At 46.7% G+C, this 23,446-nt stretch carries 20 protein-coding genes; 13 read left to right on the plus strand and 7 right to left on the minus strand.

Annotated elements, in window-relative coordinates:
* Positions 1–6: 6 nt before the first annotated feature.
* The 7 genes from AAHN97_RS05810 (at position 7) to AAHN97_RS05840 (ending at position 9,594) form a co-directional block, all read left to right on the plus strand.
* A complete protein-coding gene (locus AAHN97_RS05810) occupies positions 7–897 on the plus strand; it encodes a helix-turn-helix domain-containing protein (RefSeq protein ID WP_343306612.1) in 891 nt (296 codons plus the stop codon).
* 333 nt (positions 898–1,230) lie between these two features.
* The gene (locus tag AAHN97_RS05815) at positions 1,231–2,412 is read left to right on the plus strand and encodes an efflux RND transporter periplasmic adaptor subunit (RefSeq protein WP_343306613.1); all 1,182 of its coding nucleotides are present in this window, start codon (positions 1,231–1,233) and stop codon (positions 2,410–2,412) included.
* Positions 2,413–2,489: 77 nt separating this feature from the next.
* Entirely contained in the window at positions 2,490–5,645 is a 3,156-nt protein-coding gene (locus AAHN97_RS05820) for an efflux RND transporter permease subunit (protein ID WP_343306614.1), read from the plus strand.
* Between the two features lie 26 nt (positions 5,646–5,671).
* Positions 5,672–7,081: an efflux transporter outer membrane subunit gene (locus tag AAHN97_RS05825; protein WP_343306615.1), complete on the plus strand. Its 1,410-nt coding sequence runs from the start codon at positions 5,672–5,674 to the stop codon at positions 7,079–7,081.
* A 173-nt stretch (positions 7,082–7,254) separates the two neighbouring features.
* Complete coding sequence (locus AAHN97_RS05830; protein WP_343306616.1) at positions 7,255–8,109, plus strand: chromate resistance protein ChrB domain-containing protein; 855 nt, start codon at positions 7,255–7,257, stop codon at positions 8,107–8,109.
* Between the two features lie 43 nt (positions 8,110–8,152).
* Positions 8,153–9,244, plus strand: a complete 1,092-nt coding sequence (locus AAHN97_RS05835) for a chromate transporter (protein WP_343306617.1) — start codon at positions 8,153–8,155, stop codon at positions 9,242–9,244.
* On the plus strand, positions 9,241–9,594 hold the full coding sequence (locus AAHN97_RS05840) for a hypothetical protein (RefSeq protein ID WP_343306618.1): 354 nt from the start codon (positions 9,241–9,243) through the stop codon (positions 9,592–9,594). The genes AAHN97_RS05835 and AAHN97_RS05840 overlap by 4 nt, the downstream gene beginning before the upstream one ends.
* Here AAHN97_RS05840 and AAHN97_RS05845 read toward each other — a convergent pair.
* The gene (locus AAHN97_RS05845; protein WP_343306619.1) at positions 9,591–9,824 is read right to left on the minus strand and encodes a YqaE/Pmp3 family membrane protein; all 234 of its coding nucleotides are present in this window, start codon (positions 9,822–9,824) and stop codon (positions 9,591–9,593) included. The two genes, AAHN97_RS05840 and AAHN97_RS05845, sit on opposite strands and share 4 nt — an antisense overlap.
* Positions 9,825–9,949: 125 nt before the next feature.
* Between AAHN97_RS05845 and AAHN97_RS05850 the strand changes: the two genes are divergently transcribed.
* Complete coding sequence (locus tag AAHN97_RS05850) at positions 9,950–10,729, plus strand: SDR family NAD(P)-dependent oxidoreductase (protein WP_343306620.1); 780 nt, start codon at positions 9,950–9,952, stop codon at positions 10,727–10,729.
* On the opposite strand, the gene AAHN97_RS05855 is transcribed toward AAHN97_RS05850, so the two are convergent.
* Positions 10,716–11,192, minus strand: a complete 477-nt coding sequence (locus AAHN97_RS05855) for a GNAT family N-acetyltransferase (protein ID WP_343306621.1) — start codon at positions 11,190–11,192, stop codon at positions 10,716–10,718. The genes AAHN97_RS05850 and AAHN97_RS05855 overlap by 14 nt on opposite strands.
* Before the next feature lie 14 nt (positions 11,193–11,206).
* Positions 11,207–11,833: a class I SAM-dependent methyltransferase gene (locus AAHN97_RS05860; protein ID WP_343306622.1), complete on the minus strand. Its 627-nt coding sequence runs from the start codon at positions 11,831–11,833 to the stop codon at positions 11,207–11,209.
* 103 nt (positions 11,834–11,936) lie between these two features.
* Here AAHN97_RS05860 and AAHN97_RS05865 point away from each other — a divergent pair, with 103 nt between their 5' ends.
* Positions 11,937–12,260 (plus strand): hypothetical protein, encoded by a 324-nt coding sequence (locus AAHN97_RS05865; protein ID WP_343306623.1) that lies wholly within the window; start codon positions 11,937–11,939, stop codon positions 12,258–12,260.
* Positions 12,261–12,308: 48 nt separating this feature from the next.
* Here the strand turns inward: AAHN97_RS05865 and AAHN97_RS05870 are convergent, their stop codons facing one another.
* The 3 genes from AAHN97_RS05870 to AAHN97_RS05880 form a co-directional block, all read right to left on the minus strand.
* Entirely contained in the window at positions 12,309–13,964 is a 1,656-nt protein-coding gene (locus AAHN97_RS05870; RefSeq protein WP_343306624.1) for a RagB/SusD family nutrient uptake outer membrane protein, read from the minus strand.
* A gap of 2 nt (positions 13,965–13,966) precedes the next feature.
* On the minus strand, positions 13,967–17,260 hold the full coding sequence (locus AAHN97_RS05875; RefSeq protein ID WP_343306625.1) for a TonB-dependent receptor: 3,294 nt from the start codon (positions 17,258–17,260) through the stop codon (positions 13,967–13,969).
* Between the two features lie 98 nt (positions 17,261–17,358).
* Positions 17,359–18,489: a FecR family protein gene (locus AAHN97_RS05880; RefSeq protein WP_343306626.1), complete on the minus strand. Its 1,131-nt coding sequence runs from the start codon at positions 18,487–18,489 to the stop codon at positions 17,359–17,361.
* 155 nt (positions 18,490–18,644) lie between these two features.
* Between AAHN97_RS05880 and AAHN97_RS05885 the strand changes: the two genes are divergently transcribed.
* The 4 genes from AAHN97_RS05885 (at position 18,645) to AAHN97_RS05900 (ending at position 20,880) form a co-directional block, all read left to right on the plus strand.
* Positions 18,645–19,220: an RNA polymerase sigma factor gene (locus AAHN97_RS05885; protein WP_343306627.1), complete on the plus strand. Its 576-nt coding sequence runs from the start codon at positions 18,645–18,647 to the stop codon at positions 19,218–19,220.
* Positions 19,221–19,330: 110 nt separating this feature from the next.
* A complete protein-coding gene (locus AAHN97_RS05890; RefSeq protein ID WP_343306628.1) occupies positions 19,331–19,816 on the plus strand; it encodes a hypothetical protein in 486 nt (161 codons plus the stop codon).
* Positions 19,817–20,389 (plus strand): Crp/Fnr family transcriptional regulator, encoded by a 573-nt coding sequence (locus AAHN97_RS05895; protein WP_343306629.1) that lies wholly within the window; start codon positions 19,817–19,819, stop codon positions 20,387–20,389.
* Positions 20,390–20,472: 83 nt separating this feature from the next.
* On the plus strand, positions 20,473–20,880 hold the full coding sequence (locus AAHN97_RS05900) for a VOC family protein (protein WP_343306630.1): 408 nt from the start codon (positions 20,473–20,475) through the stop codon (positions 20,878–20,880).
* Between the two features lie 67 nt (positions 20,881–20,947).
* Here the strand turns inward: AAHN97_RS05900 and AAHN97_RS05905 are convergent, their stop codons facing one another.
* Complete coding sequence (locus AAHN97_RS05905; RefSeq protein ID WP_343306631.1) at positions 20,948–23,446, minus strand: zinc-dependent metalloprotease; 2,499 nt, start codon at positions 23,444–23,446, stop codon at positions 20,948–20,950.

Consider the following 23,446-nt stretch of genomic DNA (forward strand, 5'->3'; position numbering starts at 1 on the left):
AAAAACATGCAGCTGGCTAAATATAATCAGATACCCTTGATCACCCTGCAGGATAACAGTCTTGCCGTAGAAGGCTCACAGTTCATGATCCACCGGACCAACCTGAAGGATATCAAATGGGAAGGATTCGAAGTGCCGCACCGGCATGACGGGTACACCATAGACATCTTGCTGAGAGGCTCCGTTACATTATATATAGACTTCGAGAAACACATTATTAATGCACCTGCCGTGATCATGATGGACCCGGAACAGATCCGCCAGTATGATATGAGTTCGGACGCGGAAGTGATAGGCCTGTATTTTACCCGGGATTTCCTGATCACGGAAACTTTAGGCGTACTGAGCTGCTGGCAATGTGTATTCAAGGATAATATACTGCGCCTGGAAGAAAGCCAGCTGCAGGAAGTGCTTTCTTTCGCCCGTATCCTCCTGGCTGAGTTCAGGAACGACAAACCCCGGAAGGAAGCCATTATCAGGAATGTGCTCAGTGCTTTTATCATTGCCTGCGGGCGTATTGCCAGGCCGGAGGATAATGTGGACCTCTACCGCACCGAAACCAGTTTCAGTGGCCTGGGCATCCAGTTCAAGATCCTGGTAGACCAGCACTTCCGTGAAAAAGTACAGGTTACGGACTATGCGGAGATGCTCCACGTAACCCCCGGACATTTGAACGATACAGTAAAAACTACCATAGGCAGGAGTGCCAAGCAGATCATAGACGCTAAACGTATAATGGAAGCAAAACGGCTACTGTTCTGGCAACAGCACTCTGTGAAGCAGATTGCGGGGGAATTGAATTTTGACGATGACGCGTATTTTAACCGTTTCTTTAAAAAACATACGGGGCAGACGCCGGCACTCTTTCAAAAGACTATCCGTGAAAAGTACAACTAATCCCGCGATATGGAACATGTAAAGTGTCGCCTATTATTCTAAATTTGCATTGTCAATTGCAACGCATCAAGTTTGAACGAATCATGAAAATCATGTAACCTAACTATGATCGGGAAAGGACTTTTTTTACAACAGCAGTAACAAAAAGCATACCTCGAACGATTATGGATATACTGCAAGCCCAGGCAGTATTTAGTGTAGTCTTCCTTTTTTTCTACTCCATGTTCTGATTACGGAGGGACTGTCATGCCCGATACAAATCAATTTAACTAATTCCCAGCGCAGGGGAACATGGTTGCGCAATCTGTGTTTATGATCTATAAAAACCGTAGTATGAAATCGTTATTATTTTCTTTTAACAGAAAGCTGATAGCAGGCGCTTTAGCGAGTATCGCCTTTGCTATTCTATTATATGGATGCAGCTCTTCTTCCGGTAATGCAGAAACGCCTCCACAGGCGCAGGCATTACCTGTAGTTACCCTGCAGTCCATGCCAGCCACTACTTTCCGTGAATACACCGCCGCGCTGGAAGGCAAGGTGAATGTAGAGATCCGGGCGCAGGTAGATGGTTACCTGGAAAAGATCTATGTAGATGAAGGCGCTTATGTAAAACAAGGCCAGCCTTTATTCAAGATCAACGACCGTCCTTACAGGGAGCAGTTAAGCAATAACAGCGCCGCCCTGCAAGCCGCTAAGGCCAACCAGGACAAAGCAGCACTGGAAGTTGAAAAGCTCACACCCCTTGTAGAGAACAACGTAGTGAGTGAAGTGCAGCTGAAAACAGCGCAGGCCTCTTTACTGGCGGCTAAAGCACAGGTTGCACAGGCACAATCCCAGGTAGGTAATGCTAATATCAATGTTGGCTATACCGTGATCACTGCACCCGTAAGCGGTTATGTAGGCCGTATCCCCTTTAAAGCAGGTAGCCTCGTTGGAAGAGGAGAGTTGCAGCCTTTAACCGTGTTAAGCGATGTTAAAGACCTGTATGCTTACTTCTCCATGAGTGAAATAGACTTCCTGCAATTTAAAGAAGAGATCCCCGGCGCCACCATCCAGGATAAGATCAAACAACTGCCGCAGGTGGAACTGGTATTGGCAGACAACAGTATTTACGAATCGAAAGGTAAAATAGAAACAGTAGAAGGACAGTTTGATAAAACCATGGGTGCTATCAGCTTCCGCGCTACCTTCCCGAATGCAGGAGGTGTACTTCGTTCCGGCTCAACCGGTAAAATACGCATCCCCAGGCAGCATAGCAATGCCCTGATAGTGCCTGCAGAAGCTACTTTCGAATTACAGGATAAAGTGTTTGTGTTTGCAGTAGGAGACAGTAATAAAGTTGTCAGCAAACTGATCACTATCTCCGGTAAAAGTGGTGGATACCTGTTTGTGGAAGAAGGAGTGAAAGCAGGCGAACGTATTGTGTATACCGGCCTGGACCGCCTCCGTGATGGCGCCGTAATAGCACCGCAACCTATTACGATCGATAGTTTACTGAAAGCGAAACCACTCTGATCAAATCATTAAGAACGGAAACCTGCTTATGTTTTATAGGCGGGGAGAGGATTCGTTTACTTTTCAAAACCTGATTCATGTTAAGAAGATTTATAGAAAGACCCGTATTAGCAACGGTTGTATCCATCATACTGGTGCTGCTGGGCTTGCTCTCGCTGGTATCATTACCAGTGACGCAGTTCCCGGACATTGCACCTCCCAGCGTTCAGGTGACGGCTTCGTACCCTGGTGCAAACGCTGAGGTGGTGGCGCGTTCTGTTGCTACTCCCATAGAAGAAGCCGTGAACGGTGTGGAGAACATGACCTACATGAGCTCCAACTCCAACAACGACGGCTCCATGACACTCACCGTTTATTTCAAACTGGGTACAGACCCCGATCTGGCAGCTGTGAACGTACAGAACCGCGTGGCAAAAGCTACCGCACTGCTGCCTGTTGAAGTTGTAGCTGCCGGTATCACCACGCAGAAACAACAGAACAGTATGATCATGGTGGTGAACCTCACCGGTGAGAACAAAGCATATGATGAAACATTCCTGCAGAACTATGCCAAGATCAATATCATCCCCGAAATTCAACGGGTGCCCGGTGTTGGTCAGGCCATGGTGTTCGGTGCAAAGGACTACTCCATGCGTATCTGGCTCAAACCTGAACGCCTGGCAGCATACGGCCTGAGCACACAGGAAGTGTTAGGCGCTATCCGCGAACAGAACGTGGAAGCCGCACCCGGCAGATTCGGCGGTGAAAGCAAAGAAGAGGCATTTGAATATGTGATCAAATACAAAGGGAAACTCAATAAAGGGGAACAATATGAAGATATCATCCTCAAAGCAAATGCGGATGGTTCTGTATTACGCCTGAAAGATGTAGCCCGCGTTGAATTCGGCTCCTTCAGTTATGCTGCAGATACAAAAGTGGACAGTAAATCCGGTATTGGTATCGCTGTATTCCAAACAGCCGGTTCCAACGCCAACGAGATCCAGGAGTCTATCCTGAAACTGATGAAGAAAGCAGAAGCTGCTTTCCCCACCGGTGTTACACAATCCGTTATCTACAGCACCAAGGAATACCTGGACGAATCTATCAGCCAGGTGAAAACCACCCTGATAGAAGCATTCATCCTCGTGTTCATCGTGGTGTTCATCTTCCTGCAGGATTTCCGCTCCACGCTGATCCCGGCCATCGCAGTGCCGGTAGCTATTATAGGTACCTTCTTCTTCATGCAGTTATTTGGCTTTAGTATCAACCTGCTGACCCTGTTCGCACTGGTACTGGCCATTGGTATTGTGGTGGATGATGCCATTGTGGTGGTGGAGGCCGTCCATACCAAGATGTCCGCCATACATATGTCGCCCAAGGAGGCAACCGTTAGTTCCATGAAGGAGATCTCCGGTGCCATCGTTTCCATTACCATTGTGATGGCCGCGGTGTTCATCCCGGTAGGTTTCATGCAGGGGCCCGCAGGGGTGTTCTACAGGCAGTTCGCGTTTACGCTGGCTATCGCCATCCTGATCTCTGCATTGAACGCCTTAACCCTGAGCCCCGCTTTGTGCGCATTGTTACTGAAGAATAACCACACCGGCCCCGGCGACCACGTGGTAGCCAAAGGTTTTGGTAAACGTTTCTTTACTGCTTTCAATACAGGCTTCGACAGCCTTACCAATAAATATGTACACAGCCTCCGCTTCCTCATACGCCACAAATGGATCACTGTTTTAGGACTGGTGATCATAGGGGTGGTGACCGTACTGATGGTGCGCAAAACACCTTCCGGTTTCATTCCCACAGAAGACCAGGGCTTTATCGTATATGCGGTGAACATGCCTCCGGGTTCTTCATTAGAACGCACAAGGAAAGTGATTGAGAAACTGGAGAAAGAAATGAAGTCACTCGAAGCTACGCACACTTACCTGAGCGTGGCAGGTTTCAACTTCCTCACCAACTCCAGCAGTTCTTCTTCTGCAGTAGGTTTCGTGAAAATGAAACCGCATAAGGACAGAGGTTCCGTAAAAGATCTGAAGGATGTAATGGGCCTGATGCAGCAAAAAGTAGCCGGCATCCCCGAAGCAGGGATCTTCCTCTTCAACATGCCAACCGTACCTGGTTTCAGTAACATGGATGGTTTTGAAGTGATCCTGCAGGACCGTACCGGTGGCAGCCTGGATAAACTGGGTGGTACTGCTTATGGTTTCATCGGTGAGCTGATGAAACGTCCGGAGATTGCTTTTGCCTTCACTACGTTCAATACCGGTAACCCGCAGTATGAAATAGTAGTGGATGAACGTAAGAGTAAACAATTAGGCGTTCCCGTAAGTGAGATCCTGAACACCATGCAGGTGTATTACGGTAGCTCTTATACTTCAGATTTCAACCGTTTTGGTAAATACTACCGTGTGATCGTACAGGCAGATGCTGCAGACCGTGCAGAACCTGCTTCCCTGAATGGTGTGTTTGTGAAGAACAACGCAGGTGAAATGGTACCGATCAACGGTCTTGTTAAACTGGAAAGGGTATATGGCCCTGAAACAGTGAGCCGTAATAACCTCTTCAACGCCGTTACCATCAATGGTCAGGCAAAACCAGGTTACAGTACCGGTGATGCTATCAAAGCGGTGGAAGAAGTAGCAGCCAATTACCTGCCCCGCGGATATTCTTACGAGTGGGTGGGTATGACCAAAGAAGAGATCGCCGCAGGCGGACAGGCAGGTATTATCTTCCTGTTGTGTCTTGTGTTCGTATACTTCCTGCTGGCTGCACAATATGAAAGTTACATCCTGCCATTCTCAGTGATCCTGAGCGTACCGTTGGGTATCTTCGGTGTGTTCTCTTTCATCAACATGTTTGGCATCGACAATAATATCTACGTACAGGTAGGTTTGATCATGCTCATCGGTCTGCTGGCCAAAAATGCGATCCTGATCGTAGAGTACGCCGTGCAGCGGAGAAGAGCGGGAATGGGATTGCTGGCTGCAGCACTGGAAGCATCCAGGCTGCGTTTACGCCCCATCCTCATGACCTCCTTCGCCTTTATTGCAGGTCTGATACCACTGATGCGGGCTACAGGCTCCTCAGCCCTTGGTAACAGGTCTATCAGTACAGGTGCGGCCGGAGGAATGCTCACGGGTGTTGTGCTGGGTGTATTCGTGATCCCGGTGTTGTTCGTGATCTTCCAGTTCATCCAGGAGAAGATCACCGGCAAACCGCAACCACTGACCGTAGAACAGGAAGCTTAGTATTCATCAGATTAATATAGCAAACAATGACGCGTTTAAATCAATATCTCATAGCTATACTTGGTGCTGCCTCACTGGCCGCTTGTAAGGTCGGAAAAGACTTTCAGCGGCCGGAGGTTGCGCTCCCCGCGCAATTCAACAGTGCACCTGCTACAGATAGCAGTGTAGCTAATGCAGCATGGAGGCAGTTCTTCCCTGATCCTGCATTACAACAACTGATCGCAGACGGACTGGCCAATAACTTCGATCTGCAGATAGCATTGAAGAGGATAGAATCCGCTTCTGCTTATGTAAAACAGGCAAAGGCAGCTTTCCTGCCTTCTGTTACGGCAAATGCTACCGCTAACACCACTATTCCTTCCAAGAATAGTCTGAACGGGTTGAGCCTGCAAAACTTCCTGAAAACAAATCACATTGAAGATTTCAATCTCGGTGTAGGTATTTCATGGGAAATAGATGTATGGGGTAAGATCCGCCGCCAGAAAGAAGCTGCGCTGGCTACTTACCTGCAGACATTTGAAGCAGCCAAAGCAGTACAAACAGGCCTGATCGCCAATATCGCGAATAGTTACTTCAACCTGCTGATGCTGGATGCACAGCTTTCCATTGCCCGCAGCAATGTAGCGCTGAGCGATACCATCGTGCAAATGATCCGCATGCAGAAAACTGCCGGCGAGGTAACCGAACTGGCTGTACAACAGGCCGTAGCCCAGAAGCAGGCAGCAGAACTGCTGATCCCGCAACTGGAGCAAGCTTCTACGATCCAGGAGAATGCTATCCGCATCCTCACCGGTCAGATGCCAGGCCCTGTTGCCCGCAATGGTTCACTGGAAGCCTATCCTGTATGGGATAACCTGGAAACAGGTGTGCCTGCAAAAGTGATCAGCAACCGCCCGGATGTAAAAGCCACTGAATTAGGATTGAAAGCAGCCAACGCCCAGGTGGGTGTGGCACAGGGAAGCATGTATCCTGCTTTAAGCTTAACGGCTAACGGCGGTTTGAATGCTTACGAGATCGGAAAATGGTTCGCCATCCCTAACTCATTATTTGGTACCGTAGCAGGAAACATTGCACAGCCTATCTTCCAGCAACGCCGTTTAAAAACGCAACTGGAAGTAGCGAAAGTAGATCGTGACCAGGCCGTGATCCTTTTCCGCCAGTCAGTGACCAACGCTGTGCGCGAAGTATCCAATGCACTGGTACAGTTAGATAAACTACACACACAACAGGACATAGCCGCAACCCGCCTGCAAACTACACAACAGGCCGTGAACAACGCCCGTTTACTGTTCCGCAGCGGATTGGCCAATTACCTGGAAGTTATTTCTGCACAGGGCAATAGCCTGCAGGCAGAGTTAACACAGGTAGATATCCGCCGCCAGCGCCTCACGGCAATGGTAGACCTCTACCGTTCATTAGGGGGAGGATATCAATAAGAGAACAGAAAGCCGGTGACAGGTGATAGTTGTTTTTTTTCGGAACAACAGACAGGTTAAACGGAAGCAATGCAAGGGACAGCTGTCATCTGTCAGCGGTTTTCTATTCTTCATGAACATCAGGTTGTACCGGCGGGCTTATGCCTGCCGGTTTTTTTATTTATTATTGTAGTATGAAATGGATCACCCGCGAACATCCGAAAATAGACCGCATTGCCTGCCCCTGGCTGATCAGGCGGTTTATTGATAAGGATGCGGAGATCATTTATGTACCGGCTGAACAGGTACTGTCTGAAGCCAAAGCACGCAATGCCATCCCTTTTGATATTCCGGATGTGGAATACAGTCATCATAAAGACCTTTGTACTTTTGATTACTTCCTGTCCAAACACCAACTCAAAGACCCTGCATTACTGAAGATGGCGCCGATCATCAGGGGCGCGGATACAGACCGGCATGATCTTTCTGCACAGGCAGCAGGGCTTTGGGCCATATCTGCAGGCCTTGCCTATAATTTCAAAAATGATGAAGAACTGCTGGAAAAAGGGATGCTCATCTATGATGCGCTCTACAGCTGGGCCAGCCATCTGTATACGGATAAACATACACAAAGCCCTGCAGAACATTTGCTGATGGAGATCTTCAATAAGTTCATCCGGCAGAAAGCAAAACAAAAGATACCGGATTGGGCAAAGGAATTGAAAGAGATCATCCAGGACCAGCTGGATACCAACCTGAATGTAAGTTTAGGAGATGTTTCAAAAGAACTGGACATAAACCCCGCTTATCTTTCCCGTGAATTCTCCAGGTATTTTGATAACCTTTCTTTCGGGGATTATATCCGTAAGAAAAGAATAGACAAAGCCATTGAGTTGTTGCAAACCCATTATTCCCTTACAGAAATAGCTTACCTCACCGGCTTTTCCGATCAAAGCCATTTCACCCGCATCTTTAAAAAACATACCGGTAAAAACCCCTCAGAATACCGGAAAGAACTGCAAAAAGGTAAAAAGGATACAAATCGTTAAGAACGTTCTATTCTGCCCCCGGGATACTCAATAGTATTGCAGCATGATGTCTGCACCAACCTATTCACTCAAGCAGCTGTGCCTGTATTTCCTGAAACTGGGAACCTGGGGATTTGGCGGCCCCGTAGCGCTGGTCGGTTATATGAACCGCGACCTGGTGGAGCGTAAAAAATGGATCACAGAAGCAGATTACAAAGAAGGGTTAGCCCTTGCGCAACTTGCACCAGGCCCATTAGCAGCCCAGCTGGGCATTTACATGGGATACATACATTACGGCATCACAGGCGCTACGCTCACGGGGCTTGCTTTTGTATTACCCTCTTTTTTTATGGTGCTGGCATTGGGCGTTATCTACGAAGCGTATAACGGCATCCCATGGATGCAGGCCGTGTTTTATGGTATAGGTGCCAGCGTGATAGGGATCATTGCTTACAGCGCCTTTAAACTCACAAAGAAAAGTATTTCAAAAGGCTTATGGGGTATCTATGGTGTAGCCGCTGTTTTTACAGTATGGCAGGAAAGTGAGTCCGTACTTATTTTCCTGGCTGCAGGTATACTCTGGTGGCTGATCAAAAGACCACCGGTACTTCGTGCAGTGGTTCCTGTTCCGTTATGGGAGATCTTCCTTTATTTCACCAAAGCCGGTGCATTTGTTTTTGGCAGCGGGCTGGCCATTGTTCCTTTTCTCTATGGAGGCGTGGTGAAAGAATACGGCTGGTTAACGGAACAGGAATTCATTGATGCAGTAGCAGTGGCCATGATCACGCCGGGGCCTGTAGTGATCACAGTGGGGTTTATCGGTTATCTCACTGCAGGTTTTCAGGGTGCTTCCGTGGCGGCATTCGCTACCTTTTTTCCCTGTTACCTGTTCACGGTACTACCTGCTCCTTATTTTAAGAAATATGGAAAACATCCCGGTATTAAAGCTTTCGTGGATGGTGTAACCGCTGCTGCCATTGGCACTATTACCGGCGCCGTGATCGTACTGGGTAAACGTTCCCTGGTGGATGGATACACGGTGGCTATTGCATTGTTAACCGCTTTTGTCTGCTGGAAATATAGCAGGGTGCCGGAACCCTTATTGATCCTTTTGGCAGCGCTGGTGGGAATCTTTTTAAAAGTCTTTATCTTATGAGAATACTTATAGTTTTGTTTTTGATCATCAGTATGTCTGTCCGCGCCCAGGACTCCACCGCTAAAAAGATCCGTTTTTCCCTGGAAGGAATGATCGGTGTTTCCTTTGGCAACAACCTCGTTGCCGTTAATGTAGGCGGCCCTAACCTCAAACTGAAAGTAGGGGAGCACTGGAGCGTTGGCATTTGTGCATTGCCTTCTTTATTTATACACGATGGCAAACCCGAACCTAAACTCGGGCTTGGGTTTCGGGTGGATTACCGCAGGTTTGTTTTCCTGGTGCCTGGATATTACATCAGTAACCAAAGTAAATGGTTATGGTCTTATGGACTGGGATATAAGTTTCACTAATCCCTTGATCTCATGGCCTTGAGTATTGCCCTGCTCCGTTTATCTGCCTTCGCGTTATTATAGGACATTACGGCCCATATGGCAAGGATCAGCCAGAGGAAAAAGCCCGCACCAAAGAATAGGAACGTGAAACAGGCTACCACCTGAAGAACAATAGCCAGGATAGCAGCAATTAATTTTCCTCTGAGCAGGAAGGAGAGGCCCGGGCAGAGGATCGCAATAAGGATCATAACATACAGTTTTTTGTGTGTTATATAAGGAGGAGGTTTGAAAATACGAATTATTTGGCGCAATAACCCCTTGAATTGTCTCATCAGCACCCGGTCGGGGCCGTTTGTAACCTGTAATTTTAAGCATGATACTTACAGACAAAACAGCCGTGATCTACGGTGCAGGAGGTTCCCTTGGCGGTGCTGTAGCCAGGGCCTTTGCCCGTGAAGGTGCCAGGGTATTCCTGGCCGGCCGCACTCAATCTTCGCTGGACACAGTAGCTAAAGACATCCTTGCTTTGGGCGGCAAGGCAGAAACGGCTCTTGTAGATGCGCTGGATGAAAAGGCCATTGCAGATTTTACAGATGCGGTGGTGGCCAAAGCAGGAAGGATAGATATTTCCTTTAATGCCATTGGCCTGGAAGATGTACAGGGTATTCCTATCGTGGAGATGTCGTTGAAAGACTTTACGCAACCTATCCATGTGGCGATGCAAACACAATTCCTCACGGCTAAGGCGGCAGGTAAACACATGATCAAACAGAAGAGTGGTGTGATCCTGTCTATCTCTGCTACGCCGGCAGGTAAGGCTTATGCATTCGTTGGTGGTTTTGGACCGGCATGCAGTGCGCTGGAAGGTTTTTCCAGGAACCTGGCGGATGAACTGGGGCCATACGGCATCCGGGTAGTAGGCATCCGCTCAGCAGGATCTCCTGATTCCGCGGTGTTTCAGAAAGCAATGGAAGAGGAAGTTAAAGGCCCTGAACCTTATAACGCCATTCAGGCACTGATAGATGATACCATGCTGAAGAAATTACCATTGATGGCGGAGATAGCCAGCACAGCCGTATTCCTGGTTTCTGATCAGGCCAGTGGCATGACGGGTACGTTTGCGAATGTAACCTGTGGTACTACGCGGGATTAGCAGGCCTGAGTTCCATATCATAACGGTGCATCCCCTCGCCGTAGGAGTTATTGGTTATCCTGATGGTCACAAATCCCAGTTTCTCAAAGAAAGAGAAAGAATGTTGTGTGGTATCAAGGTTAATAGTTACAGAGGGGAAGGCTTTTCTGATGGCTGTAATGCGGTGCAGGATCAGGGCTTTGCCAATGCCTTTTTTATGCAGGTGGTTGTGCACAAGGCCCCAGGTCATGGTGGCGCGTTGTTTATCAGGGTAGATGGAGAACCCGCCGCAGCCGATCACTTCATTATCCTGCTCTACCACAAAATATTGTTCGTCAGGCGCCTGTATCTTCTGTTCTTCCACATCCGTTAACCAGTTCTCGAAATCACTTAGTTCATGCGGCATGAAGAATTTTGGCATATTACTTTTAAAGGCATCTACACATGCCTGCCGGTCTGCCGCAGTATAAGGTCTGATAAGCATAGTGCAAATTAAAGCTAAATTTTGGCCGCACGTACGATCAGTGTTTCCATTTTCCCTGCAGGCTCAGGCCTTTCAATAACGTGTATCCTGCCAAATCCGTTTTGTTCCAGCAATGCTGCCACATCTTCCTTTTCATACAAGCGAAAGCCATACTGCACAAAGGGTAAGGCCTGCATCACAGAAGCCGGCCTGATGGCAATCACTATCTTTCCTCCCGGTTTTAATACCCTGCGTATCTCTGCAAGCTCTTTCTGCGGATGCTCCCAGAAGTAAAGTGTATTTACTGTAAATACGGTATCAAAGAGTGCATCAAACAAAGGCAGTTCATCAGAGGCAGCGGCAATGAACTCTGCCTGCCTTTTTTGAATAAAGCGGGTGTTCAGGGACCGGGCCTCTGCTACCATGGTCTCTGAAAAATCACAGCCGGTATATTTCACGGCAGGGGCGGAGGATAAAATATCCTTCACAAAAAAGCCATTTCCCATGCCGATCTCCAGGATCTGCTGATGGCTTTTTATTTCCAATGCAGCAATGGTATACTGGTTGATATGCAGATTTCCCTCATTCATCTTCATACCCACCTCTTTCCCCAGATCGCCCACTGGTTTCCTCAATTGTGCAGCAATAGCTTTAACGTCCATTTTTTTTATGCAAATATCTGTACCATAACACAGAAGAAATTGTAAAAAACCGACAGTTATGGGCGTGGCACCATTTTTGGAACCTTAATCAAAAATAACGACCATGAGCAAGATCCGCATATCATTTATTGCTGCCCTGGTGGGCGCAGCAACTACCTTTACCAGCCTGAACGGTATGGCACAGGGCATTGACACTACTGTTAAAAAAGTAGGTAAGGCTATTGATACCACTGCTAAAAAGGTAGGTAATAAAACAGCTTCTACAGCTGTTAAAGGCGTATCCGCCATTAAGGATAAGATCTACAAAGGCAAACAGGCTCCGGGAGGAGAGGTGGTTTATATTGATAATAAAGACCGCAAGTATTATGTAGATAAAAAAGGGAAGAAGATCTATCTGAAACCATCTCAGATAAAGGATAAAGAATAATAAAAAAGGCCCGTAACTCACGGGCCTTTTTTATTATTGGTAAATGAATTACCAACCCGGATTTTGTGGTGCCAGTGCAGGGTTACGCTGTATCTGCGTCAACGGCACCGGGAAGAGATAATGTTTGGGGGCAACAAATTGTCTTCCTGTCATTACAATAATATAACCATTAGCATCGGCTGCCAGGTTGCTTACCTGTGAAGGCACTGCTGCCAGGGACTTCTTCATACCTTTTACATCTGCGGCCAGGAGGCTGCCCTGCTTCCAGCGGATGATATCATACCATCTTTGCCCTTCCCGCGCCAGTTCCACTCTTCTTTCCCTTCTGATCTCCGTTCTGAGGTCCAGGCCATCTGCAGCGAGTTCTGTGATCACCATTCTTTTCATACCAACCCTGTCGCGTAATTTATTGATGGTGAGATCGAGGTCTGCCTGTGTAAGTGTGCCCTGTTCCATTTTAGCTTCCGCATAGGTGAGTAATATTTCTGCAAGGCGGAGTACATGAATATCGTTCTGATCTTTTGAAACGGCCGCAACAGTGCTTATTTCCACATATTTGGTAAAGTAATAACCGGTGATGGTTACACAACCCAGCTTATCAGAAACAAACTTCGGTGCGGTGAAGATACCTGCATTGGTATTGGCAGGGTTACCATCTTTTTTACCACCCCATGCCGCGCCTGGTGCCAGGATGGTTTGTTTCATCCGGGGATCGCGGTTAGCGAATATATTAGCATAAGTGTCTTCTTTGTAAAGCGGTGATCTGTCAATAGGCAGGCCATCGGTACACAGATAAGCATCCACCAGGGATTTAGTGGGATTATACCGGGATGCCTGGTCAGGTACCTGTGTTTCCCGGCTGATGTTATGCATGCTCACATCTGTGAGGTTGATACGGGCTGCGATAGTTTCTTTATTGGCACCTGCAGAGAGTTTACCGGCGTAAGTGAACAGGGTGTAATAATCCACCGCTGGTTTGCCGGTTGAATAGAGGGAGTATACACCCAGGTCCATTACATCTTTCGCTGCTTTTTCAGCTACATCCCACCTGCTGTCATATAAAGCCATACGGGCCTTGAAACCTAAGGCCACACCTTTGCTGAAGCGGCCCAGATTGGCGCCGGTCTGCGGGGCTTTCTGCATTTGTGCAGCTGCTTCTTCCAGTTCTTTGAGGATGAAATCAATGATCTCTTTGCGGGTATTACGCGGGCCGTACAGTTCATCGATCTTTAAAGGTTTGGTGGTCAGCGGCAGGTCGCCGAAATAGGAAACCAGGTTCATATACATATAAGCCCTGATAGTCCTGGCTTCGCCGGCCATCTGATCTTTTACTGCCTGTGGAACGGTAGTGGCTTTTTCATAATTGGCCAGGAAAACATTACACTGGCGGATACCGGAATACTGGCTTACCCATTCTGCGTTCACGGAAGAAAGGTCCGGATCAAAGTTACCACTGCCGAAGATGCGGTAAGCATCGCCGGTGCTGGAGTTGATGCTGTTATCGCCCATCTGGTCCATCGCCACTGTGTTGTTGTTCTTCACGTTGGCATACAAGGCTTTCAGCGCAAGGGTAAGTTGTTCCTCTGTTGTCCAGAAATTGGCATCTGAAATGGCATCCAGTGGTGCACGGTCCAGGAAACCTTTTCTGCAGGAGCTTGGAATGATAAGAAGTGAAACGGATATATAGAGAAGTATCTTTTTCATGATCATTTAAAATTGATGTTTAAACCAAATACAAATGTTTTAACCTGTGGGTAGAAACCGCCTAAGCTCACGGGTGTTTCCGGGTCATATCCGTAGAAGAAATCAGATTTAGTGAGCAGGTTGTCCGCAGAGAAATAAGCCCTTAAACGGTCTATCCTGTAACGTTCTGTGATCCTTTTCGGAATGATATAACCCACTTGTATGTTCTTTAACCGCAGGTAAGCTGCATTCTCCAGCCAGAAGGTGGAAAGGCGCTGGTTATAGGAATAACCATAGGTTAACCTGGGATAGCTGGCACCTGTGTTGGTGGGCGTCCATCTGTCCAGGTGGATCTTTTGCGGATTGGAACTTTCATTGATGAAAGCATGCCTTGCCGCACCGGCGATATAACCGTTTGCTTCCCCTACACCCTGCAAAAAGAAGCTCAGGTCAAAACCTTTATACTGGCCGTTGGCTTTAAAACCATAAGTATAACGGGGAATGGCGCTGCCGATCACCTGTCTGTCGTCTGCAGCCGTGATCTTTTTATCACCGTTCAGGTCTTTGTAGATGATATCGCCCGGTTGCATGGGATAGCTGGCATCATAAGGGAAGTTAGGTGTGTATTTTTTAGTGACATCGTCATACGTATAATCGGAGATCTGTGAAATGCGCTCTGCTACAAAGCCATAGAATGCATCAATAGGCTGCCCTACCGTTCTGATCTGATCCGCTACCGTAGCAGGGGCATTTCCCAGGCTCAGTACTTTATTCCGTACATCAGAGATATTAGCGCTTACGCCGTAAGAGAAATCCTTGATATTGTCCTGCCAGCCTACCTGCAGTTCCCATCCTTTATTCTGTACTTTACCGGCATTCTGCGGAGGGTAGGAGCCACTCAGACCTAAAACATCCGGTAAAGGAACTTTCAGCAGGATGTCGTTTGTATTGTTGATGTAATAATCTGCAGTTACGCTTAAACGATTGTCCAGCATGGCGAGATCAATACCAAGATCCTGTTTTACCACGGATTCCCAGGTGAGCAGTTCATTGGGAATGCCGGTCTGGCGATAACCTACGGTGAGGATATTACCAATGGGCTCTGTTGCAACAGAACCGATAGAGGAGAGGTAAGCAAAATCTGCGCCCACTTTGTCGTTGCCCTGTGTGCCATAAGAGGCCCTGATCTTACCAAAACTGATGACGCTTTTCAGCGGCTGAAAGAATTTTTCGTTGGAGAACACCCATCCGGCAGAACCAGCGAAGAACCAGTTCCAGCGAAGATCCGGTGCAAAACGGGAAGACCCATCGTACCGGAAGTTCCCTTCCAATAAATACTTATCGTTATAACTGTAATTCACCCTGCCAAAAACGGATTGAAGGGCGTTTTGATTGGCGTCAGAGTTGTTCAGCGGGTTCAGGGTACCCAGGTTAATGCTGCCCAGGTCCTGCGTAGGCAGGTTGGTTCTGCTGGTGCTGAAGTTGCGTCCCACGCTTTCTTCGGAAGAAGCGGCAGCCAATGCTTTCACGTAATGTTTGCCGGCAAAGGTCTTTTCATATTCCGCCATACCTATCACAGTTTGATAGTAAGCTGTGTAATCGCGGTTATCTATCTTATTAGGATTATTGGTCTGGTAGATCAGGGAGTTGTCGATCGGACTGTAGTAGTTGATGGTTTTAGTAAAGATCTCACGGAAAGAGTTTGATTTTACCAGGCCGTACTGCCCGCGTAACCTGAATTCTTTTGTGATGTTTAAAGTGGCCTGGATATTACCGGTGATCTCCTGTGAAGTGAAGTAATTTGTACCACCATCCGTAACCACTGCAATAGGGTTTTGTGATCCGCCCAGGTAACCCCAGCCGCCTGTTGTAAAGCGTATGGGCACTAATGGAGAGATCTGATGAGCAGAATAGATGGGGCCGGCATCTCCGTCAACATCTGAGCTGGAACCGATCTGGTTCCTGTCTATATAACCCAGGTTAGCATCCAGCTGCAGTACATCAAACAAAGTGGTGTTGATCCTTAAACGTACGTTCTGCCTTTTTGAATCGAAGTTATCGCCCGTGATCAGGCCGCCCTGTTTTAACAGGGAGTAGGAGAGATAATAATTGATATTATTGGCACCACCGGATAAATTAAGCATATGACTTTGCTGTGGCGCATTGGATTTATACATTTCTTTCACCCAATTGGTATTGGCATAATAGTTCTTATCAGAACCATCCTTTGCGATCTGTATCTGCGCATCTGTATAAGTAGGGTTGGCGCCTGCATTCACCTTGGCTTCATTCAGGAGTGTCATGTAATCCACAGAACCCAGGAAGTCCGGCAATGCCGTTGGTGTCTGCAGCCCGAAGTAGTTGTTGTAGCTCAGCACCGGTTTCGCATTGTTCTTTCCCTTTTTAGTGGTCACGAGGATTACGCCGTTGGCACCCCGTACACCATAAATGGAAGAGGAGGCTGCATCTTTCAGTACCGTGATGGTTTCAACATCTTCAGGGTTGAGGATATTGATATTGCCACTGGGGATACCATCTATCACCAGCAGGGGGCTGGCATCATTGAGCGTACCTATACCGCGGATGCGGATGGTGCCGCCGCCGCCACCGGGTATACCGGTAGAATTTACCACGGTAACACCGGGCATTTGGCCTTGCAATGCAGAGCCTACAGATGTAGCAGGGCGGCCTTTGAAATCTTCGCTGCTTACGGTGCTCAGTGCACCGGTTAAATTGGCTTTCTTTTGTGTGCCATAACCTACTACCACTACGGCATCGAGATTGGTAGTGCCAGGCTTCAAGGTCACGGCATAGTTTTGTTTACTGTCTACTGTAATGATCTGCGGGTCATAGCCCATCATGATCACCTGCAGTTTATCACCTGCTATTGCATCAATTTTGAACGCACCGGTTTCATCTGTGATAACAGATTTACTGGTCGTCTGATTCAATATCCTGGCACCCGGAATGCCGCTGCCATTCTCATCCGTGATCTTGCCCGTGATCTCTGCTCTTTGCAGCGGTGCTTTTCTTTTTACAACAATTGTTTTGTTATTGATGGTGTAGGTGAGGGGCTGCCCTTCAAAACATTTGTTCAAAACTTCCTCAATAGAGGCATCCCTGATGTATACGGTTACCGGCTTTGCGTCTGCCAGCATTTCCGTGTTGAGTAAAAAATCATAACCCGTTTGTTTCCTGATCTCTTTAAAGATCTCTTTTAGAGATGCCTGCGTTTCGAAAAGACTGATCTTCTGTGCATAGGCTACCGCACTTACCTGTATGGACAGGAAGAACATCAGGGCCATAGTTATTTTCATAACCCTGAACGCCTTAAATGAAAAATGACGAACTCTGAGCATAAAGTTAAATTTGATCTGATTTAGTATTTTGACAAGGTGTGAGCTGTGAGCTATGATCAGTTAATGACGGTGATGTGCCTGTCTTCTATTTTAAATTGTACAGTTCCGGTCAATGACAGCATATTCAGTACATCGGATACATTTTTGAACCTGGATATAACACCCATGTAGGACAAGTTGCTGTTCTTGTTACTATATTGGATATCTACGTTATACCACCTGGATATTTTGCGCATAACGGAGGCCAGTTCTTCATCATTGAAATTGAAGTAACCGTTCTTCCAGGCGAGTACCTGATCAGTATCTGCAATTCTTACTTTAAATCCTGCAGCCTGCGTATAGAGGCCCTGCTGCCCGGGTTTTAAGATCACTTCACTGGTGCCGCTGCTGAGTTTAACCTTTCCTTCCAGCAGGGTGGTGTTGATATTGGCTTCATCCTTATAGGCCATTATATTGAAATGTGTACCCAGAACTTCTACCTGCATGTCCCTCACTTTTACCAGGAAGGGTTGTTTGCTTTTAGCCACTTCGAAGTAAGCTTCTCCATCCAGTTCCACTATTCTTTCTTTTCCGTTCATTTGCGTGGGAAATCTGAATGAGGTGGCTGCGTTCAGCCATACTTTACTGCCATCCGGGAGGTTCAGGCTATATTGACCGCCTCTTGGGATATTGATGGTGTTGTAAATAACTTCGTTGGCATCAGCCCCCATTTCCTCATAAGTGAGTTGTCCGTTAGTGGTTTTGCTGATCACGGTAACTCCCTGCTGCGCGATCTTTCCTTTAATACTATCATTCAGTTCCACTACACTGCCATCGCCTAAAATGAGCACTGCTTTATTACTACCGGGTTGAATATCATGTTTAACAGCAGTAGCGGGTGGGAGGGAAGCAGTCGCCGGTTGCTTATTTCCTTCCCTTAACAACATAAACCCGCTTACCACTACGGCAGACAACATGGCTGCTGCTACAGCATACCTCTTCCATGGGAACAGGGGTTTTACCTTTTCCCTTTCTGCAATGCTATTTAATAATTTACCATATATTTTAGCTTGAAGTTGATCATCTTTATAGTCAGTTTCAGACAATGAGAAGTCATCTTTGTATTGCTCCAGCAGTACCAGCTCTTCCGGACTGCATTCATTGTTTAAATATTTTTCATATAAGATGATGTATTCTTCTTTCGTCATGTGGCAGGCTTTATATCTCTATAGAGACAATTACTTTTCCTGACACACATACTTTTTTAAAAAAAATCTATATTTTGTCGGCACAACCTCTTCCTTAACGTACAGTTCATTTTAATTTAACACGGGGCGTAATTATATTTTGTCAATTTTGAGGCATGAACATGATTGATGCTAATTCAGCGGATGCTGATATATGGCTTGCTGTCAGAAATGAAGATAAAGCAGCTTTCAACCTGCTGTTCAACCGTTACTGGGGGCGGTTGTATCAAACTGCCTTATCCCTGCTCGGAGATAATGAGGCCAGCGAGGAAATAGTGCATGATGTTTTCCTTAATATATGGCTCAAAAGAAATACGCTGGATATAACGGACTTTAAGAATTATCTCATCTCTGCCACCCGTTATCATATATACAGAGAATTAAAAGCAAAGAAAGCAACACAGGAATTACCAGCGGAATACAGTGGATCGTTCAGTTTTAATTATGCGGAAGAAAAATTATCTGAACAAACCTTCCGGGAACAATTAAGTTTTTACCTGGGCGCATTACCTAAACGCTGTAAAGAGATCTTCCTGTTAAGCAGGCAGGAGAACCTGAGCAACCAGGAGATTGCAGACAGGTTGAATATATCTAAAAGAAGTGTGGAGAATCAGATCACACATGCCTTGCAGTATCTGCGGGTTAACCTCAAGAATTTTTTTCTGCTGTTTATCTTGCTGGATATAAAATAAGCACCTGCTTAAAACAGCGATAACACGATGGTAGCTTTGTTTTTTAACCACTCACCATTACACCGGAGATCCGGCTGAAGTAAGTCCTCTTTTTTATATATTTTCGCTGCATGAGTAACACATACGAACTGTCTCCGGAAAATGCGCATATTAAAGCAAGGGAACTTTTCAAAGAAGAATTTTACTGGAGCCCTATTGAAGAAACTTCTCCTTTTGGAAGTGACGATGGATCAGATGCTTTCTATCAGTTCAGGGAATGGCGGGAAACCAATAAAACAGCCAGCCCGTTTATTTTCATAGAAACATTACTGGATACATGGGGATACAGCAGGGGGCCAGCCCCGCACGATGCTGAAGTAGTGGAATATTTAATGGAGCGTTCCGTATTGGGTACTAATAATGTGATCATAGCAGTAGGGTTTGGCCAGTTTGTGCTGGAAGGAAAGATAGATAAGGACCTGCTTGCGCGAACAATACAATCAGTAGAGGCGGAATGCGCTCCATCCAGGTTAAGCGTGTTTGCGGAAGATTACCGGAGCACAAGGCTGGAGCAATTAACCATCCTGCGGAAGGCGCTGGATAAAATGGCTTTATAAATGGATACCTTCTTTTCAAAAGTAAACAGCTACACAACACTTTCTGAGGAAAGCCGTAGAGCATGGGAAGCCATACTGGTAGCTAAAACCTACAAACGGGGTGAGAACTTTATATCAGAAGGGCAGGCGCCCAAAAAAGTGGCCTTTGTAGTGAAAGGGCTCTTTTCTCAGAACTATATTTCTGATAAAGGCGAAGTGGTGATCAAAACCTTCTTCCCCGAGTTGCGTTTTGCCGCATCGGTGAGTGCCATGCTCAGCAATACCCCCGGTTTATTTACGATCACCGCATTGGAAGATACCAGCGTACTGGAATATGATTTCTTTGCGTTTAAGAAACTGGCAGGGCAATACATGGATATTGCCACGTTCTATATCAACTATATGGAACTGCACTGGATCATAGAGAAAGAACCTTTGGAGATAGCCCTCCGGCACGATCCTGCCGGCAAACGGTACGAAAGCTTTGCGGAAAAGTACCCCGGCCTTGTTAAGCGGTTGAAGAAACACCATATCGCTTCTTATCTTGGCATTACGCCCACCCAATTAAGCCGCATCTTATTCGCCAATAAATAATTTCCATTCCTCAACATATGTAAATGGTTTGATTTTTTCTCTGCCCTAGTTTTGTATCATTCAATCACCCAAAAATAAAGATCATGGCAACAAAAGTATTTATCAATCTGCCCGTTAAGAATCTGGAAGCATCCATGCAGTTTTTCACAGCGCTGGGATATACATTCAATCCCCAGTTCACCGATGAGAAAGCAGCCTGCATGGTGATCAGCGACAGCATCTATGCTATGATGTTACAGGAAGATTATTTTAAAACATTCACGAAGAAACCGGTAAGTGATGCAAAGAAAGCCACAGAGGTATTGATTGCGCTGGATGCAGCTTCCAGGGAAGAAGTGCAGGAGATAGTGGCTAAAGCAAAACAGGCAGGTGGCAACATCTATAATGAACCCTCGGATTACGGCTGGATGTACCAGCATAGCTTTGAGGACCTGGATGGCCACCAATGGGAAATAGCCTATATGGATATGAGCCAGATGCCAACTGAATAAAAAAAGAAAGCCGTATAGACACAAGGTCTATACGGCTTAGGTTTTCACGTGGAATTAATATGGCTGGTTATTTGTTCTTTCCTTCCAGTACATCACTGATCCGGTTCTCCATATCCTGTAGGTGATACTTTGAAATGCCGGTTTGTGCTGGTATAGCTTTGCGGATATCATTCCGCAACCCCGTCAGATGCGCCCGCGTAATGCTGGAAACATCATTGCCCGTAGGATCCGGGTTAATATAAAAGATAGTACCGTTACCATTGTTCCTGCCTACTATTTCATTCATTGCTTTAAATGCCTTGAATGAATTCTCTATGTATACCTTTTGCTGGTTGCGGCGGTAGATATCAATCGGTTTATTGGTATACAGTTCGCTCCAGACACCTTGCTTCAGATCTTCCAGGAACTCAGCAGCCGTGTATGTTTTGATACCTTTGTTCATTTCTGCTGATTTGATCAGGCCTATCAGCATACCGGAGCCCTGTAGTTTCATCAGCGCATTGGACTGCGCAATAACGATGTTTACAATAGGATCGGTGCCGGTTAATGCTGTATATGATTCATTGATGAGCCAGGCAGGAGTAGCAAAGAGATATTCGTTCAGGAACTTCATGGAGGCTTTCTGTTTTTGGTACCCCACCGGTTCAATTATCCTGCCGGGTTGTTCTATGCTCCTCAGGGTACGGTATTCACCGCCCACACTTTTCAATACCTGAACAGTATACAGTTTATACTGTTTGATCACTTCCTCATACATCGTTTTCAGGTTATCATAACCTTCATTGGGCACCTTCGTCCACTCTTTCAGTTGTGGCAGGATCCTTTGGAGATTTTTGATACCATATTTGCCGGCTGCAATAGCATCATCACCCAGGTCCTCGCTTTGGTCACGTGGATCGGAGAAATTGAATTCACTGCCGAAATACAGGCGTTTGTTTTTAGCCAGACTGTCGATGATCAGTTTATTCAGGAAAGGGCCTTCGTCCTTAGCTGTTTTAAATGCAGGGTACCATTTGTATCCCCATTCAATAGCCCAGTTATCATATTCACCAATTCTTGGGAAGATGCCTTTTTGTGTGATATGGTCTTCTGGTTGTGCCACGTAGTTAAAACGTGCATAGTCCATGATAGAAGGGGTGTGGCCATGTGCTTCCACATATGCCTTATCCCTTAATTTCTCTACCGGTACAGTGGAGCTGGAACCAAAGTTATGCATAAGACCCAGTGTGTGCCCCACTTCATGAGAAGAAACAAAGCGGATGAGCTGGCCCATTAGTTCTTCATCATATTCCATTTTACGGGCAGCAGGATCAATGGCGCCGGCCTGGATCATGTACCAGTTGCGCACCAGCTGCATGATGTTGTGGTACCAGTTGATATGCGTTTCTATGATCTCTCCGCTGCGGGGATCATGTACATGGGGGCCACTCGCATTCGCGATCGCTGATGGTTTGTATACGATCACGTTATGGCGTGCATCATCTATGCTCCAGGTAGAATCATTTTCGGGCGCTGGTAATGCTTTGATGGCATTTTTAAAACCAGCCTGTTCAAATGCTTTCTGCCAGTCGTTTACACCAGCTATCAGGTAAGGCACCCATTTTTTGGGTGTGGCGGGATCTATGTAATAGATGATGGGTTTTTTAGGTTCCACCAGTTCACCGCGTTTATATTTCTCTATATCTTCTTCTTTGGGTTCAAGCCGCCAGCGGGTGATCATGAATTGTTGCTTTACACCCTGCGGATCCGTATCAAAATCCACGTATCCCCTGGCAAAAAAGCCTACCCGCGCATCTGCATACCGGGGCTGCATGGGTACTGCCGGAAGCAGTACCATGGAGCTGTTCAGTTCATAGGTATCGGGGATAGTAGTGGACGCAGCCTGTTGCCCGCCTTTCATGTAAGTCCGCAGCATGCGGATCTCAATGTTCAGCGGAAAAGCTTTCACAGCAGTGATGAAAGATTTATCCGCCTGTATGGCACCGATGCTCAGCGTTGTTTTTACCTGCGGGCTGAAATGGAATATTTCATTCTCTGTGTTCAGGTAATCTGTTACATCTATCACCGTGCTTTTGGCCTCCTTGTTGTAAGCCTTTACAGGAAATACCGCAACAATAGGTTCAAGGTTGGAATTGATCACAGACCTGTACAGGCCATTCTCTGTGGAATCCGTGGAGCGTTCATTAAAGCGCATCACTTTCATGAAGAGCTTGTCATCCGGTCCTTTTTCGAAATGGATCACGTTTTCCGCGATCTGGTCGCCGGCGTAACCGGTCATTTGCGGCCTTGGCCCCGCTGCTGACCTGGCGATACGGTTCACAACCAATATGGCCCGGTTATACATGGAATCAGGGATCTCGAAGTAATAACGGGAATTCAGCTGGTGAACTTTGAACATACCATTGTATGTTTTTGCTTTTGCGGTGATCACCGTTCCATACGGTTTGATGGCGGAAGGAAGAGAATCTGTTTTTTTTGCAGATGTGTCCGCAGGAACGGCTTTTTGCGCATGAGCAGCAACAGCGAAGCCAAGCAGCGCAAATAAAGCGATGTTAAATCTGAGCAT

The sequence above is a fragment of the Chitinophaga niabensis genome (assembly GCF_039545795.1).
Classification (GTDB): Bacteria; Bacteroidota; Bacteroidia; order Chitinophagales; family Chitinophagaceae; genus Chitinophaga; species Chitinophaga niabensis_B.

Excerpts from the sequence above, each read along its gene's own strand:
- AAHN97_RS05810 (WP_343306612.1), top strand. The coding sequence starts at position 7 with ATGCAGCTGGCTAAATATAATCAGATACCCTTGATCACCCTGCAGGAT.
- AAHN97_RS05815 (WP_343306613.1), top strand. The coding sequence starts at position 1,231 with ATGAAATCGTTATTATTTTCTTTTAACAGAAAGCTGATAGCAGGCGCT.
- AAHN97_RS05820 (WP_343306614.1), top strand. The coding sequence starts at position 2,490 with ATGTTAAGAAGATTTATAGAAAGACCCGTATTAGCAACGGTTGTATCC.
- AAHN97_RS05825 (WP_343306615.1), top strand. The coding sequence starts at position 5,672 with ATGACGCGTTTAAATCAATATCTCATAGCTATACTTGGTGCTGCCTCA.
- AAHN97_RS05830 (WP_343306616.1), top strand. The coding sequence starts at position 7,255 with ATGAAATGGATCACCCGCGAACATCCGAAAATAGACCGCATTGCCTGC.
- AAHN97_RS05835 (WP_343306617.1), top strand. The coding sequence starts at position 8,153 with ATGATGTCTGCACCAACCTATTCACTCAAGCAGCTGTGCCTGTATTTC.
- AAHN97_RS05840 (WP_343306618.1), top strand. The coding sequence starts at position 9,241 with ATGAGAATACTTATAGTTTTGTTTTTGATCATCAGTATGTCTGTCCGC.
- AAHN97_RS05845 (WP_343306619.1), bottom strand. The coding sequence starts at position 9,824 with ATGATCCTTATTGCGATCCTCTGCCCGGGCCTCTCCTTCCTGCTCAGA.
- AAHN97_RS05850 (WP_343306620.1), top strand. The coding sequence starts at position 9,950 with ATGATACTTACAGACAAAACAGCCGTGATCTACGGTGCAGGAGGTTCC.
- AAHN97_RS05855 (WP_343306621.1), bottom strand. The coding sequence starts at position 11,192 with ATGCTTATCAGACCTTATACTGCGGCAGACCGGCAGGCATGTGTAGAT.
- AAHN97_RS05860 (WP_343306622.1), bottom strand. The coding sequence starts at position 11,833 with ATGGACGTTAAAGCTATTGCTGCACAATTGAGGAAACCAGTGGGCGAT.
- AAHN97_RS05865 (WP_343306623.1), top strand. The coding sequence starts at position 11,937 with ATGAGCAAGATCCGCATATCATTTATTGCTGCCCTGGTGGGCGCAGCA.
- AAHN97_RS05870 (WP_343306624.1), bottom strand. The coding sequence starts at position 13,964 with ATGAAAAAGATACTTCTCTATATATCCGTTTCACTTCTTATCATTCCA.
- AAHN97_RS05875 (WP_343306625.1), bottom strand. The coding sequence starts at position 17,260 with ATGAAAATAACTATGGCCCTGATGTTCTTCCTGTCCATACAGGTAAGT.
- AAHN97_RS05880 (WP_343306626.1), bottom strand. The coding sequence starts at position 18,489 with ATGACGAAAGAAGAATACATCATCTTATATGAAAAATATTTAAACAAT.
- AAHN97_RS05885 (WP_343306627.1), top strand. The coding sequence starts at position 18,645 with ATGAACATGATTGATGCTAATTCAGCGGATGCTGATATATGGCTTGCT.
- AAHN97_RS05890 (WP_343306628.1), top strand. The coding sequence starts at position 19,331 with ATGAGTAACACATACGAACTGTCTCCGGAAAATGCGCATATTAAAGCA.
- AAHN97_RS05895 (WP_343306629.1), top strand. The coding sequence starts at position 19,817 with ATGGATACCTTCTTTTCAAAAGTAAACAGCTACACAACACTTTCTGAG.
- AAHN97_RS05900 (WP_343306630.1), top strand. The coding sequence starts at position 20,473 with ATGGCAACAAAAGTATTTATCAATCTGCCCGTTAAGAATCTGGAAGCA.
- AAHN97_RS05905 (WP_343306631.1), bottom strand. The coding sequence starts at position 23,446 with ATGCTCAGATTTAACATCGCTTTATTTGCGCTGCTTGGCTTCGCTGTT.